The organism is Pseudomonas sp. FG98 (genome assembly GCF_057808595.1).
Genome location: NZ_JBMDIJ010000067.1, coordinates 1 through 13,126, shown reverse-complemented (window position 1 = coordinate 13,126; position 13,126 = coordinate 1). Strand labels below are relative to the sequence as shown.

Annotated in this window: 13 protein-coding genes; 3 read left to right on the top strand and 10 right to left on the bottom strand. The window is 64.4% G+C overall.

From position 1 onward, the window contains the following. Positions 1–33: 33 nt before the first annotated feature. Complete coding sequence (locus ACODSK_RS25745) at positions 34–258, bottom strand: hypothetical protein (protein WP_489019929.1); 225 nt, start codon at positions 256–258, stop codon at positions 34–36. Here ACODSK_RS25745 and ACODSK_RS25740 point away from each other — a divergent pair. Beyond that, complete coding sequence (locus ACODSK_RS25740; RefSeq protein ID WP_489019927.1) at positions 257–1,252, top strand: alpha/beta fold hydrolase; 996 nt, start codon at positions 257–259, stop codon at positions 1,250–1,252. The genes ACODSK_RS25745 and ACODSK_RS25740 overlap by 2 nt on opposite strands. 2 nt (positions 1,253–1,254) lie before the next feature. Here ACODSK_RS25740 and ACODSK_RS25735 read toward each other — a convergent pair whose 3' ends face one another. Both ACODSK_RS25735 and ACODSK_RS25730 read right to left on the bottom strand, forming a co-directional pair. Continuing rightward, positions 1,255–2,007 carry a class II aldolase/adducin family protein gene (locus ACODSK_RS25735; protein WP_489019925.1) on the bottom strand — a complete coding sequence of 251 codons (753 nt, stop codon included), beginning with the start codon at positions 2,005–2,007 and terminating at the stop codon, positions 1,255–1,257. A 62-nt stretch (positions 2,008–2,069) separates the two neighbouring features. After that, positions 2,070–3,113 carry an ABC transporter substrate-binding protein gene (locus ACODSK_RS25730; RefSeq protein WP_489019924.1) on the bottom strand — a complete coding sequence of 348 codons (1,044 nt, stop codon included), beginning with the start codon at positions 3,111–3,113 and terminating at the stop codon, positions 2,070–2,072. 190 nt (positions 3,114–3,303) lie between these two features. Here ACODSK_RS25730 and ACODSK_RS25725 point away from each other — a divergent pair, with 190 nt between their 5' ends. Together ACODSK_RS25725 and ACODSK_RS25720 are read left to right on the top strand one after the other, a co-directional pair. Beyond that, positions 3,304–5,256, top strand: coding sequence for an oxidoreductase (locus ACODSK_RS25725; protein ID WP_489019922.1), 1,953 nt, complete (start codon positions 3,304–3,306; stop codon positions 5,254–5,256). Between the two features lie 45 nt (positions 5,257–5,301). Next, positions 5,302–5,907 carry a cupin domain-containing protein gene (locus tag ACODSK_RS25720; protein ID WP_489019920.1) on the top strand — a complete coding sequence of 202 codons (606 nt, stop codon included), beginning with the start codon at positions 5,302–5,304 and terminating at the stop codon, positions 5,905–5,907. Positions 5,908–5,921: 14 nt separating this feature from the next. On the opposite strand, the gene ACODSK_RS25715 is transcribed toward ACODSK_RS25720, so the two are convergent. From ACODSK_RS25715 to ACODSK_RS25685, 7 genes are all read right to left on the bottom strand, one after another. Next, a complete protein-coding gene (locus tag ACODSK_RS25715; protein ID WP_178391954.1) occupies positions 5,922–6,248 on the bottom strand; it encodes a GlpM family protein in 327 nt (108 codons plus the stop codon). Between the two features lie 19 nt (positions 6,249–6,267). Beyond that, positions 6,268–7,593 (bottom strand): two-component response regulator AauR, encoded by a 1,326-nt coding sequence (gene aauR / locus ACODSK_RS25710; protein WP_489019918.1) that lies wholly within the window; start codon positions 7,591–7,593, stop codon positions 6,268–6,270. Beyond that, positions 7,590–9,515, bottom strand: a complete 1,926-nt coding sequence (aauS, locus tag ACODSK_RS25705; RefSeq protein ID WP_489019917.1) for a two-component sensor histidine kinase AauS — start codon at positions 9,513–9,515, stop codon at positions 7,590–7,592. The genes aauR and aauS overlap by 4 nt, the downstream gene beginning before the upstream one ends. A gap of 57 nt (positions 9,516–9,572) precedes the next feature. Beyond that, positions 9,573–10,307 carry an amino acid ABC transporter ATP-binding protein gene (locus ACODSK_RS25700; protein WP_489019915.1) on the bottom strand — a complete coding sequence of 245 codons (735 nt, stop codon included), beginning with the start codon at positions 10,305–10,307 and terminating at the stop codon, positions 9,573–9,575. Next, positions 10,304–10,975: an amino acid ABC transporter permease gene (locus ACODSK_RS25695; RefSeq protein ID WP_489019913.1), complete on the bottom strand. Its 672-nt coding sequence runs from the start codon at positions 10,973–10,975 to the stop codon at positions 10,304–10,306. The genes ACODSK_RS25700 and ACODSK_RS25695 overlap by 4 nt, the downstream gene beginning before the upstream one ends. Next, complete coding sequence (locus ACODSK_RS25690; protein ID WP_489019912.1) at positions 10,975–11,721, bottom strand: amino acid ABC transporter permease; 747 nt, start codon at positions 11,719–11,721, stop codon at positions 10,975–10,977. Before ACODSK_RS25690 ends, ACODSK_RS25695 begins: the two co-directional genes overlap by 1 nt. A gap of 147 nt (positions 11,722–11,868) precedes the next feature. Beyond that, positions 11,869–12,789 (bottom strand): glutamate/aspartate ABC transporter substrate-binding protein, encoded by a 921-nt coding sequence (locus tag ACODSK_RS25685; protein ID WP_489019911.1) that lies wholly within the window; start codon positions 12,787–12,789, stop codon positions 11,869–11,871. Positions 12,790–13,126: the final 337 nt, after the last annotated feature.

Sequence of the window (13,126 nt, the reverse complement as noted above, 5' to 3'; positions counted from 1 at the left end):
TTTCCAGCGACTGCGTCGGTGAGTTCAGCACCGTCATCGCTGGCAAGCCAGCTCCCACAGGGGCCTGTGGCTGGCCCGGAACCCTGTGGGAGTCGGGTTGCCGACGATGAGGTCTGCAGCCGCAATATCAATCTGCTTGCCCCACGGACGCCATTCAGCAGGGTTCACGAAATTGTCACCGAACTGTGGCAGCGCGCTGGCAAGAACATCATCACACTCGCGCTCTACTGGGGATTTCGTTTTCGGTGTTTCTTCCATGCGGGTTTATTTCTTTATCCTGGCGCTGTTATGCGCCTCTTCTTCGTGGGCCGCCGGGCGCTGCGATGTGCATGCGCCTGTCCAGCAGGCGCAGCTGAAACAGGTCAGCCTGGCTTACCAGAGCGTCGGTCGCAGCAGCGATCCGGCCTTGCTGTTGGTCATGGGCCTGGGTGGCCAGTTGATTCACTGGCCGGACGAGGTGGTCGAGGCGCTGTGCAAGCAGGGCTTCCGGGTGATTCGCTACGACAACCGCGATGTCGGCCTGTCGCGCTGGAACCAGGCGCCGGCCGACGCCAGCCTGACCTTCGAGCTGGTGCGCTATCGCCTGGGGTTGTCGGTGAATGCGCCTTACACCCTGGAGGACATGGCCGAGGACGGCCTGGAACTGATGGCCTACCTGGACGAGCCGCGCTTCCACGTGCTCGGTGTGAGCATGGGCGGGATGATCGCCCAGCACCTGGCGGCCATGGCCCCGGAGCGGGTCGAGAGCCTCACCCTGATCATGTCCAGCTCCGGTGCCCAGGGCCTGCCGGCACCGAGCCCGGCGCTGATTCGCCAGTTGGCCCAGCGCAGTGCGCCGAACCGCGAGGTGGCCATCGAGCAGCAGGCCGACCTGCTGGCGGCATTGGGCAGCCCGCAGGTGCATGACGATCGTCAGGTTCTGTTGCAGCAGGCGGCGGCCTCCTACGACCGGGCGTTCAACCCCGAGGGGGTCAAGCGCCAGATCATGGCGATCCTCGCCGAACCGAGCCGGGTGGAATTGCTCAACCGCCTGCGGGTACCGACCCTGGTGGTCCACGGCACCGCCGACCCGCTGCTGCCGGTGATGCACGGGGTGCACCTGGCAGCGCATATCCAGGGCAGTCAGCTACGTTTGATTCCCGGTCTGGCCCACCGCTTCCAGGAGCCGTTCAAGGGCGCGCTGCTGGCGGCGGTGCTGCCATACCTGCAGTCGCACCGTGCTGATGGCATCGGTCATATCGCCCAGCGCTAGGTTCAGTCGCGATAGTCGGGTGCCACCCGGTCCAGCAAGCGCAACAACGCTGCCCACGCCAGCTGCATGCCGTCCGGATCCGCCAGTTGCCCCTCTTCCAGCGGCCGTCCCGGATCATTGAACTGGCGCTCGGTATGCGTGCAGACCTCGTGGGGCGGCAACACCAGCTTGCCAGCTGCCTGCGCCGCCAGCTGGATCTCGCAGGCCTTTTCCAGGTAGTACATGCGCATGAACGCCTCGCTCACGTTGCGTCCTACCGTCAACAGCCCATGGTTGCGCAGGATCATCACCGGCCTGTCGCCCAGGTCGGCTACCAGCCGCTGCTGTTCGCTCATGTCCAGCGCCACGCCTTCGTAGTCGTGGTAGGCGACCTTGCCATAGAACTCCATGGATATCTGGTTCACCGGCAACAACCCGCACTCCATCGCCGCCACTGCGCAACCGGCGCGGGTATGGGTATGCAGCACGCACTGTGCGTCTTCCCGGGCACCATGGATCGCGCTATGGATGACGAAGCCCGCCGGGTTGACCCGATAGGGCGATGGCTCGACGGCGTGGCCACCCAGGTCGATCTTCACCAGGCTGGACGCGGTGATTTCATCGAACATCAGCCCGTAGGGGTTGATCAGGAAATGGTGTTCGGGGCCCGGCAGGCGCACCGAGATATGGGTGAAGATCAGGTCGGTCATGCGAAAGTGCGCGATCAGCCGGTAGCAGGCGGCCAGTTCCTCGCGCAATTGCCGTTCGGTCTTCATGGTCAGGGGCTCTCGGGTGATTCAAGGGGGCCGGGCAAGCATAGCCGCCCGGCCGACATGGGTTACTTGCTGGCCCAGGCGTTGAACCGTTGCTCCAGCTCTTCACCATGGTCGACCCAGAACTCGACATTCATCGCCAGGGCGCCTTCCAGATTCTGCTTGGCGGTCGGCACCCATTTGGCCAGGGACGGATCGAGTTCGGCGGCGGCCTCGGTATTGGTCGGGCCGTAGGGAATCTGCCCGACGTAACGCACCTGGGCCTCGGGCCGGTTGGCATAGGCGATCAGTCGCTCGGCCTGCTGCACATGTTTCGAGCCCTTGATGATCGCCCAGTAATCCATGCCATACAGGCTGCCCGGCCAGACCAGGGCCAGCGGGCTGCCGTTCTGCGCCGCCGAGGCGATGCGACCGCTGTAGGTGGAAGTCATCACCACGTCTCCCGCCATCAACCATTGCGGCGGCTGGGCTCCGGCCTCCCACCACTGGATATTCGGCTTGAGCTCATCGAGCTTGGCGAACGCCCGGTTCACGCCCTCGGGCGTCGCCAGCACGCTGTAGACGTCCTCGACCTTGACGCCATCGGCCAGCAAGGCGAATTCGAGGTTGTACACCGCACGCTTGCGCAGGCCGCGTTTGCCCGGGTACTTCCTGACGTCCCAAAAGTCCGCCCAGGAGGTCGGTGCCTGGGCCAGCCGGTCGCGGTCGTAGGCAATCGCCACGCTCCATACCAGCGCTGCCGAACCGCAGTCCTGGGCGGCGTCGGCGATCAACTGGTCCTTGCGCCCCAGGCGGTTCCAGTCCAGGCGCTCGTACATGCCTTCGTCGCAGCCACGCAGCAAATCGGGTCCTTCGATCTGCACCACGTCCCAGTCGACATTGCCGGTGTCGACCATCACCTTGATCCGCGCCATCTCGCCGTTGTACTCGGTCTGGATCAATTTGCTTTTGTCCTGGGCACTGAACGGCTGGAAGATCGCCACGTCCTGGGCTTTCTGCCCGGCACCGCCATAGCCCACCACGACCATGTCCGACGCCGCCTGGGCGCTGCCCAGGCCAAGGCACAAGCACAAAGCACACAAGCCCGGTTTACGTGCAAAAGCTCTCATCGAAGGACCCTCGTTGTTTTTTTCTGTGAGGTTCGCCCCAGGGCGGGGTGCTTTCGAACCTAGTCTCCGTAAAGTAAAAAAACAAGTTGATTTTTTACTGTGGCTACACTTTTATGGTCAAACAACGAACGTCCACCGCAGGCGCCAGCATGCCTGGCTCCCAGGGGATAACACGCCGGAGCCTGACCGCATGTCCACCGCCTTCACGCACCTGTTCGAGCCACTGCAGATCCGTGGCAAGCGCCTGAAAAACCGCATCATGTCCAGCGGGCACGACACCTCGATGCCCACCGACAACCTGGTCAACGAGCGGTTGGTCGCCTACCACAGGGCCCGCGCCGAGGGCGGTGTCGGCCTGATCGTGCTGCAGGTGGCCGGTGTGCACGACAGCGCGCGCTACACCTCCCACGTGCTGATGGCCACCGACGATAGCTGCATCGAGGGTTACCGCCGCCTGGCCGAGGTCTGCCATGCCCAGGGCACCGTGGTGCTGTCGCAGATCTTCCATCCCGGGCGCGAGATCATGGAGTCGGCCGACGGCTTGCTGGCCGTGGCCTATTCGGCCTCGGCGGTGCCCAACGAACGCTTCCGGGTGATGCCCCGGGCGCTGGACCAGGCGATGATCGACGAGATCGTCGCCGGCTATGCCGCCGCCGCCCGGCGCCTGCACCAGGCCGGTATCGATGGTGTGGAGGTGGTCGCCAGCCACGGCTACCTGCCGGCGCAATTTCTCAACGCACGGGTCAACCGTCGCAGCGACGGCTACAACGGCGACCTCGAACAGCGCCTGCGCTTCTTGCGGGAAATCATCGCCGCCGTGCGGGCCAGCACCGACGCGCACTTCATCATCGGCCTGCGCATCAGTGCCGACGAGCGCGATGCCGAAGGCCTGACCGAGGACGAATCACTGGCTGCCGTTGAGGCCCTGCAATCCTGTCTGGATTATGTACACATCGTTGCCGGCACCTCGGCGTCCCTGGGGGGCGCCATCCACATCGTCCCGCCCATGGCCATCGAGGCGGCCTACCTGGCCCGCGAGGCCGGTACCTTCAAATCACGGCTGCACATTCCGCTGTTCGTCACCGGGCGCATCAACCAGCCCCAGGAAGCCGAGTTGATCCTCGCCCGTGGCCAGGCCGACGTGTGTGGCATGACCCGCGCGCTGATCTGCGACCCGCAGATGCCGAACAAGACCGACAGCGGCCGCGTCGAGGATGTGCGCGCCTGCATCGCGTGCAACCAGGCGTGCATCGGCCATTTCCATCGCGGCCTGCCGATCTCCTGCATCCAGCACCCGGAAACCGGCCGCGAGCAGCAGTACGGGAAGTTGCCAGCGGCCAGCGTGCGCAAGCGGGTGATGGTGGTCGGCGGTGGGCCTGCCGGGATGAAAGCGGCTGCGGTGGCGGCCGCGCGCGGGCACCAGGTGACGCTGTATGAAGCCAGCGCGCAATTGGGTGGTCAGGTGCTGCTGGCTCAGTTGCTGCCCCGGCGCAGCGAGTTCGGTGGCGCCAGCACCAACCTGCAGCGGGAAATGCAGTTGGCCGGCGTCGAGGTAGTGCGCAACACCCGGGTCGACCGGGCGCTGGTCGAGCGCGAATGCCCGGACGCCGTGATCGTCGCCACCGGCGCCGAACCCTACTGGCCCGCCTTCGAACGCGGCGGCGACCTGCAAGTCGTGGACGCCTGGCAGGTACTGCGTGACGAGGTCAAGCTCGGCCGCTCGGTGCTGGTGGTGGACTGGCGCTGCGACTGGATCGGCCCGGGCATCGCCGAACGCCTGGTGCGCGCCGGCCATCAGGTGCAACTGGCGGTCAACGGCACCCACTGTGGCGAGAGCCTGCCGCTGTACGTGCGTGATCAGATGGCTGGCGAGCTGCACAAGCTGGGCATCCCGATCACCCCCTATGCCCGGCTGTACGGCTGCGATGACAACACCGTCTACCTGCAGCACACCGCCAGCGGCGAGGCGATGATCTTCGAGGACATCGACACCCTGGTGCTGTGCCAGGGCCATCAGCCGGTGGACACCCTGGCCGAACAGATCAGCGACCTGGCGCCCGTGCAGCGAATCGGCGATTGCCTGGCCCCGCGCACGGTCGAGGAAGCGATCCATGAAGGGCTGAAGATCGCCGCCGGCTTGTGAGCCTGTTTATACTCCGGGACTTTGCAAGGCCGATTGGAATACGCAATGACCCGCCAAAAAAGCAAAGCGCCGCCCACTGCCGAGGACGGCGGCAGCGCGCCGCAGTTTCTCGGCACCCGCATTCGCGGCCTGCGCAAGCGCCGCGGCATGACCCTGGCCGAGCTGGCCGAGCGCAGCGAGCTGACCGCCGGTTACATCAGCCAGTTGGAGCGCAACCTGTCCTACCCGTCGATTCCGGCGCTGTTCAACATTGCTCGCAACCTGGGGGTGACCATCCAGTGGTTCTTCGCCAGCGAAGCCAACACGGCCCCGGAAGACGAGGGCTATGTCGTGCGCAAGAACAGCCGGCTGAGCGTGCATTACGAAGATGGCATCGTCGACCAGTTGCTGACTCCGCAACCCAATCGCGAACTGGAGATCCTGCATTCGCGTTTTCCCCCGGGCACCTACAGCCAGGAAAGCTACAGCCATGAGGGCGAAGAAGCCGGGTATCTGCTATCCGGACGCTTCGAGCTGTGGGTGGGCGAGCGCTATTTCCAGCTAAACGAAGGTGACAGCTTCAGCTTCTCCAGCCAGGAGCCGCACCGCTACGGCAACCCTGGCGATGTCGATGCGGTGGTGATCTGGGTGATCACCCCGCCGACCTTTTAAGCCCGCGACAGAGCCTAGTGAAGGCGTACCCAAACGCTGACCAGAATCCCCGCCGCCACCAGCCAGGCCAGTGCCGCCAGGGCCAGCGAGGCCTCCAGGCGCAGGCGATCGACCAGGAAGTAGAGCGCGGCGAGATAGACGAAATAGGGAATGATCGACCACATGCCGAAGACGATGGTGGTCTTCAGGTCGTCCAGCGAGCGGCCCTTGCCGACGATGTAGTGGGCGATCAGGGCGAAGGTGGGAAACAGCGGCACCAGCCCGGCGATGTAGTAGTTGCGGGTCTTGGCCAGCATGGCGAGGATCACCACCACGGCGGCGCCGAGACACGCCTTGAGTATCAGGTCCATGCGCCGCTCCTCAGCCCAGTCCGTACTTTTTCACTTTGTCGAACAGGGTGGTCTTGGCCATGCCCAGCTCCTGGCTGGCCTGGCTGAGGTTGCCACCGGTGCGTTGCAGGGCATCGCCGAGCAGGTTGCGCTCGAAGGCTTCCACCGCTTCGGCGAAGCCCACGCCTTGCGAAGTGGCGGCGCCGGCTTTCTTGAACGCCGGCAGGCCAAGGGCGAAGCGCTCGGCGACGTTGCGCAGCTCGCGCACGTTGCCCGGCCAGTCGTGGCTCATCAGGCGTGACAGGGTCTGGCTGTCGAGTTGCGGGGTTTCGCGGTCGAAGCGCAGTGCCGACTGCTGAAGGAAGTGTTCGAACAGTTGCAGGACGTCCTCGCGGCGTTCGCGCAGCGGCGGCAGTTCCAGGGTTACCACGTTGAGCCGGTAATACAAGTCGCTGCGGAACTGGCCGCTCTGGCCGAGGGATTCCAGGTCGGACTTGGTGGCGGCGATCACCCGGCAGTCCACCGGGATGCTCTGGTTCGAGCCGAGGCGCTCCAGGGTGCGCTCCTGCAACACGCGCAGCAATTTGATCTGCAGGTTGATCGGCATGCTTTCGATTTCGTCGAGGAACAGCGTGCCGCCATTGGCGTGTTCGATCTTGCCGATGCGACGCTTGCCGGCGCCGGTGAAGGCATTGGCTTCATGGCCGAATATTTCGCTTTCGAACAGGTTTTCCGGCAGCCCGCCGCAGTTGAGGGCGACGAAGGGCTGGCCCTGGCGGCGGCTGAAATCGTGCAGGCAGCGGGCGACCAGTTCCTTGCCGGTGCCGGTCTCGCCTTCGATCAGCACGTTGGCCGAGGTGTCGGCGACGTTGGCGATCAGTTCGCGCAGGCTTTGCATCGCCGGCGAGCGGCCGATGATGCGGCCTTCCAGGGTGCTGCGCTCGGCCAGTTGGCGGCGCAGGGCGAAGACTTCCCGGGCCAGCCCGCGTTGCTCCAGGGCGCGGCGCACCACATCGACCAGGCGCTCCGGCGAGAAGGGTTTTTCCATGAAGTCATAGGCGCCGTTGCGCATGGCGCCGACCGCCATGTCGATATCGCCATGGCCGGTGATCAGCACCACCGGCAGGCTGCTGTCGCGGGCCTTGAGCCGGGTCAGCAGCTCCAGGCCGTCGATGCCGGGCAGGCGGATATCGCTGACGACGATTCCGGCGAAGTCGTCGCCGATCCGCTCCAGGGCCTGTTCGGCGCTGCCCACGCCTTCGCTGACGATATCTTCCAGGGCCAGTGCCTGTTGGCAGCCGAGCAGCACATGCGGGTCGTCTTCGACGATCAGAACGGTAAGGGGCGATGTGTTCATGCTTGTGCTGTTCCTGGTGGCGGCTCGGCGGGTTCGGTGGGGGCGGGCAGCAACGGCAGGCTGAGGACGAAGGTCGTGCCGCCAGTGGCGGGGTGCTCGACGCCCAGGCTGCCGCCGGCGGCGGCGGCGAGGCTGGCGGACAGGGTCAGGCCGAGGCCCAGGCCGTGTTCGCCGGGTTTGGTGGTGAAGAAGGGCTCGAACAGGTGCTTGCGCGTCTCGTCATCGATGCCGTGACCGTTGTCGCGCACCCGCAGGCGGTACTTGCCGTCCTGCACTTCGCCGTCCAGCCACAGCTCCGGCAGCGGCACGGCAGCCATGGCGTCGAGGGCGTTGCCGATCAGGTTGACGAGGATCTGCTCCAGGCGGGTCTGGTCGATTTTCAGCTGCTGTTCGTTGTAGTTGCTGTGCAGCTTCAGGTGGCAGCCTTCGATGCGTGCGGCGAGCACTTGCAGGGTGGCATCCACCGCCTTGCCCAGGGAAGCCTGGCCACGGTCGTCGCCGCGCCGGGCAAAGGAGCGCAGGCTGGCGGTGATGCGGCCCATGCGGTCGATCAGGTCGTTCATGGTCAGCAGGTTGGCGCTGGCGATTTCCAGCGAGCCACGTTCGAGGAAGCGCACGGTGTTGCCGGACAGGGTACGCAATGCGGCCAGCGGCTGGTTCAGCTCGTGGGCGATGCTGGTGGACATCTGGCCGATGGCCGCGAGCTTGCCGGCCTGGACCAGTTCGTCCTGGGCATGCCGCAGGGTTTCCTCGGCCTGGCGGCGTTCGCGGATCTGTGCCTTGAGACGGTCGTTGCTGGCGCGCAGGTCGGCGGTGCGCTCGGCGATCTTGCGCTCCAGCTGGTTGTTGGCTTCTTCCAGCGCTTCGCGGGCGGCGAGGCGGGTGGCGATCACCTTGCGCCGCTCGTTCCAGGCGATGGCGAGGATGGTCAGCAGGGCGAAGGCCACGGCCACCAGCACGCCCTGGATGATCGACTCGCGGCGCAGGTCCTGCAGAGGGGTGAGCAGGGTGAAGTGCCAGGGGGTGTCGGCCAGGCGCCGGGTCTGGGCCAGGTAGGTGACCTCGTGGGTGCCGTCCTCGAGGCGGGCGTTGGCCGGGAAGGTGAGTTTCTCCAGGTCGGTGCCGAGCTTTTCCCGCTCCAGCGGTTGCAGTTCGTTGAGCGAGAACCAGTAGTACTGCAGGCTGCGGGCCAGGCGTTCCTTGACCTCAGGGGTCAGCGGACGCACTGACTTGAGCCGTCGTGCCGGATCGCTGGAAAGGATGATGATGCCGTTCTCGTCGCTGACGAAAGCTTCCAGGCGGGCCCGCTGCCAGCGTTCTTCGAGGGTCTCCAGGCGTACCTTGATCACCGCCACGCCAATGATCTTGCCGTGTTCTTCAAGGCCGTGGGCGAGATAGTAGCCGGGTTCGCCGGTGGTGCTGCCGATGCCGTAGAAGCGCCCCGGCTGACCGCGCACGGCATCCTGGAAATAGGCACGGAACGACAGGTCTTCGCCGAGGAAGCTGTCGACGTCGCGCCAGTTGCTGGTGGCCTGGACCCGGCCGGTAGTGTCGAGGACGAAGATCGCCCGGCTGCGGCTGCGCCGGTTCAGGCCTTCGAGGTATTCGTTGACCGCCTGGCGGTGTTCACCGTCCGGCTCGGTCAGCAGTTTGGATACGCTGTCTTCCAGCTCCAGCAGGCTGGGCAGGTAGGTGTACTTGCTGATTTCGCTCTCGACCGTGCGCGCGTGCAGCTCGAGCTGGCGCTCGCCGTTGTCGCTCAAGGTGCGGATGCCGTTGTGTTCGCTGACCAGGTAGCCGGCGACGCCGAGACCGATCGTCAGCAGCAGGATCAGTGGCGGAATCAGCAGTTGGCGGATCAGGCGGGGTTTCACGGCAAGGGCAGGCTTGGCTGGGCGAAAGAGCGTGGGGTCGCATTTCATCACAGAGGCCTTGTAACGACCAGCGCCCGCCGTCCGTGGACGGCGGGCGCCGGAGACTTAGTGCTGCAGGATCTTGCTCAGGAAGTGCTGGGTACGCTCGTGGCGGCCCGATGGATCGCCGAAGAAGTCTTCCTTCTGGCAGTCCTCGATGATGCTGCCCTTGTCCATGAAGATCACCCGGTTGGCCACCTTGCGGGCGAAGCCCATTTCGTGGGTCACGCACATCATGGTCATGCCTTCGTGGGCCAGTTCGACCATCACGTCCAGTACTTCGTTGACCATTTCCGGGTCGAGCGCCGAGGTCGGCTCGTCGAACAGCATGACGATCGGGTCCATCGACAGCGCACGGGCGATGGCCACGCGCTGCTGCTGGCCACCGGAGAGCTGGCCGGGGTGCTTCTTGGCGTGGGCAGAAAGGCCGACGCGGTCAAGCAGGGCGAGGCCTTTCTTGGTCGCTTCCGCTTCGCTGCGGCCGAGGACCTTGCGTTGGGCGATGGTCAGGTTCTCGGTGATGCTCAGGTGCGGGAACAGCTCGAAGTGCTGGAACACCATGCCGACCCGCGAGCGCAGCTTGGGCAGGTTGGTCTTAGGGTCGGCGATCGAGGTGCCGTCGACGATGATGTCGCCCTTCTGGAAGGGTTCCAGGGCGTTGACGCACTTGATCAGGGTCGACTTGCCCGAGCCGGACGGGCCGCAGACCACCACCACTTCGCCTTTCTTGACCTCGGTGTTGCAGTTGGTCAGCACCTGGAAGTCGCCGTACCACTTGTTGACGTTCTTGATGGAAATCATACGGTTATCCTTTTTTGCAGGCGCTTGACCAGCCACGAAGCGGAGAAGCTGATGATGAAGTAGACGACACCGGCGAAGATCAGGAACTCATGGGAGCGTCCGATGATGTCGCCGTTGGCGCGGGCCGAGTTGAGGAAGTCCACCAGGCCGACGGTGTACACCAGCGAGGTGTCCTGGAACAGGATGATGCTCTGCTGCAGCAGCAGCGGGGTCATCTTGCGGAACGCCTGGGGCAGGATGATCAGGCGCATGGTCTGGCCGTAGGTCATGCCCAGGGCCTGGGCCGCGCCCATCTGGCCCTTGGAGATCGACTGCACGCCGGCACGGACGATTTCGCAGAAGTACGCCGCCTCGAACATCATGAAGGCCACGACGCAGGAGGTGAAGGCACCGATCGGCGTGTCTTCGCCGGTGATCCAGCGCAGCACGAACGGAACCGCCAGGTAGAACCAGGTGATCACCAGCAGCAGCGGGATGGAGCGGAAGTAGTTGACGTAGGCGCCGGCCAGGTTGGCCAGCAGCTTGCTCGACGACAGGCGCATGAGGGCGAGGATGGTGCCCAGCACGATACCGCCGACCACGCCCATGACCATCAGTTGCAGGGTCATCAGCATGCCGTCCCACAGGGCGGGCAGCGCCGGGATGATTTCGCTGAAGTCCATTTCCATCACTTACCTCCCACGGAAATCAGGCCGGGCACGGCGACTTTCTTCTCGACCAGGCGCATGAGCAGCATCAGGCCCATGTTCAGGGTGAAGTAGATAAGCGTCGCCAGGGTGAAGGCTTCGAACAGGTTGGCGGAGAACTCGGCGGTCTGCTTGGTCTGCGCGAGCAGCTCCATCAGGCCGATCAGCGAGGCCACGGAGGAGTTCTTGAAGACGTTGAGGAATTCCGAGGTGAGCGGCGGAATGATGATCCGGTAGGCCTGGGGCAGCAGCACGTTGCTGTAGATCTGCGTCAGGCTGAAGCCCATGGCCCGGGCGGCGGATTCCTGGCCGCGAGGCAGGGCCTGGATGCCGGTACGTACCTGTTCGCAGACCCGCGCGGCGGTGAACAGGCCGAGGCAGATGATCACGCTGATCAGTGCCGAGGTGGTCGGGTTGAGGTCTTGCTTGAACCATTCCTGCAGGCCCTCGGGCAGCAGGTCGGGGACCAGGAAGTACCAGATGAACAGCTGCACCAGCAGCGGCACGTTGCGGAACAGTTCCACGTAGCAGGTGGCGATACCCGATACCCAGCGGTTCGGCACGGTGCGCATCACGCCGAGCACCGAGCCCAGCAGCAAGGCGATGATCCAGGCGGCGATGGCAATGGCGATGGTCCAGCCCAGGCCGGTGATGTACCAGTCCAGATAGGTTTCGTCGCCCACGCCGGTGGACTTGAAGAATACGCCCCAGTCCCAGTTGTAATTCATCGGGGTCTCCCCTCAGATCGGTTGTTTCACGGGCACCTTCCAGCATCCGCGGGCGCATTCGCCCTCGGAGGAAAGGGTAGACACTAAGCAGTGGCCGTGTGGCTGATTCGCAGGTTCGAATCAGCCACTTCAGCCATCAGGCGTGGATCAGGACTGCTTTTCGTCGGCAGCCTTGTCGGTGGGGTTGGCGATCAGCTTTTTCAGCTCTTCGCTCATCGGGAACTGCAGGTTCAGGCCTTTTGGCGGCACTGGCTGCTGGAACCACTTGTCGTAGATCTTGTTGATCTCGCCGGACTTGTACAGGGCGACGATGGCGTCATCCACGGCTTTCTTGAAGGCCGGATCGTCCTTGCGCACCATGCAGCCGTAGATCTCGTAGGACTGCGGGGTACCGGTGATGACCCAGTCGGACGGCTTGCGTGCCTTGGCCATTTCGCCGGCGAGCAGGGCATCGTCCATCATGAAGGCCACGGCGCGGCCGCTTTCCAGCATGTTGAAGGCTTCGCCGTGGTCCTTGGCGGAGATCACGTTCATCTTCATCTGCTTGTCGGCGTTCATCGCCTTGAGCAGGCGCTCGGAGGTGGTGCCGGCGGTGGTCACGACGTTTTTCTCGGCCAGGTCCGGGAAGTCCTTGATGGCGGGTTGACCGTCCTTGACCTTGGTCAGCAGGCGGGTACCGACTTCGAAGATGCCGACCGAGAAGGCCACTTGCTGCTGGCGCTCGACGTTGTTGGTGGTGGAGCCGCATTCCACGTCGACGGTGCCGTTCTGCACCAGCGGGATACGGGTCTGCGAGGTGACCAGGTTGTAGCGGGTCTTGAGGTCCGGAGCGTTCAGCTCTTTCTTCAGGTGCTCGACGATGGCCAGCTGGATGTCGTGGGAGTAACCGATCGGCTCGGGCTTGCCAGCCAGGTAGGAAAACGGAATGGAAGAGTCGCGGTGGCCCAGGGTGATGGTGCCCGAGTCCTTGATCTTCTTCAGGGTGCCGGTCAGTTCTTCGGCCATGGCCGGGGAAGCGATCACGGCAGCGGCGATTGCAGCGCCCAACAGATGACGAACGATACGCATCGAATTTTCCTCGAGTTGTGTTTGTTTTTCTTATGAGGCCGTTGGTCGGCCGTTCGTTCAGCGACCGCTGCGTTTCCGCATCGGCGCATTCGGGTTGTGAGTGTAGAGCATGAGTCGTGCCAGGCCGTGATTTCGATCAGCAAGGCCCGTCCTACAGGGGTAGCAGGTGTTTTTGACCGGGGTTTTACAGCGTGGGGTGTACGGCGGGCCGAATGGTGCCGGGGAGAGCGTTCGGAAATCCGAACGTCGAATAAACATCTTGTTTCATCTGGTGCTCCTTCCGGCCTCATCGCCGGCAACGCCGGCTCCCACAAGGTTTGCGTGCTCCGCTGAACCT

Bases quoted from the DNA above. Each gene is read 5' to 3' on its own strand.
- ACODSK_RS25740 (WP_489019927.1), top strand. From the start codon at position 257: ATGCGGGTTTATTTCTTTATCCTGGCGCTGTTATGCGCCTCTTCTTCG.
- ACODSK_RS25745 (WP_489019929.1), bottom strand. From the start codon at position 258: ATGGAAGAAACACCGAAAACGAAATCCCCAGTAGAGCGCGAGTGTGAT.
- ACODSK_RS25735 (WP_489019925.1), bottom strand. From the start codon at position 2,007: ATGAAGACCGAACGGCAATTGCGCGAGGAACTGGCCGCCTGCTACCGG.
- ACODSK_RS25730 (WP_489019924.1), bottom strand. From the start codon at position 3,113: ATGAGAGCTTTTGCACGTAAACCGGGCTTGTGTGCTTTGTGCTTGTGC.
- ACODSK_RS25725 (WP_489019922.1), top strand. From the start codon at position 3,304: ATGTCCACCGCCTTCACGCACCTGTTCGAGCCACTGCAGATCCGTGGC.
- ACODSK_RS25720 (WP_489019920.1), top strand. From the start codon at position 5,302: ATGACCCGCCAAAAAAGCAAAGCGCCGCCCACTGCCGAGGACGGCGGC.
- aauR (WP_489019918.1), bottom strand. From the start codon at position 7,593: ATGAACACATCGCCCCTTACCGTTCTGATCGTCGAAGACGACCCGCAT.
- aauS (WP_489019917.1), bottom strand. From the start codon at position 9,515: ATGAAATGCGACCCCACGCTCTTTCGCCCAGCCAAGCCTGCCCTTGCC.
- ACODSK_RS25700 (WP_489019915.1), bottom strand. From the start codon at position 10,307: ATGATTTCCATCAAGAACGTCAACAAGTGGTACGGCGACTTCCAGGTG.
- ACODSK_RS25695 (WP_489019913.1), bottom strand. From the start codon at position 10,975: ATGGAAATGGACTTCAGCGAAATCATCCCGGCGCTGCCCGCCCTGTGG.
- ACODSK_RS25690 (WP_489019912.1), bottom strand. From the start codon at position 11,721: ATGAATTACAACTGGGACTGGGGCGTATTCTTCAAGTCCACCGGCGTG.
- ACODSK_RS25685 (WP_489019911.1), bottom strand. From the start codon at position 12,789: ATGCGTATCGTTCGTCATCTGTTGGGCGCTGCAATCGCCGCTGCCGTG.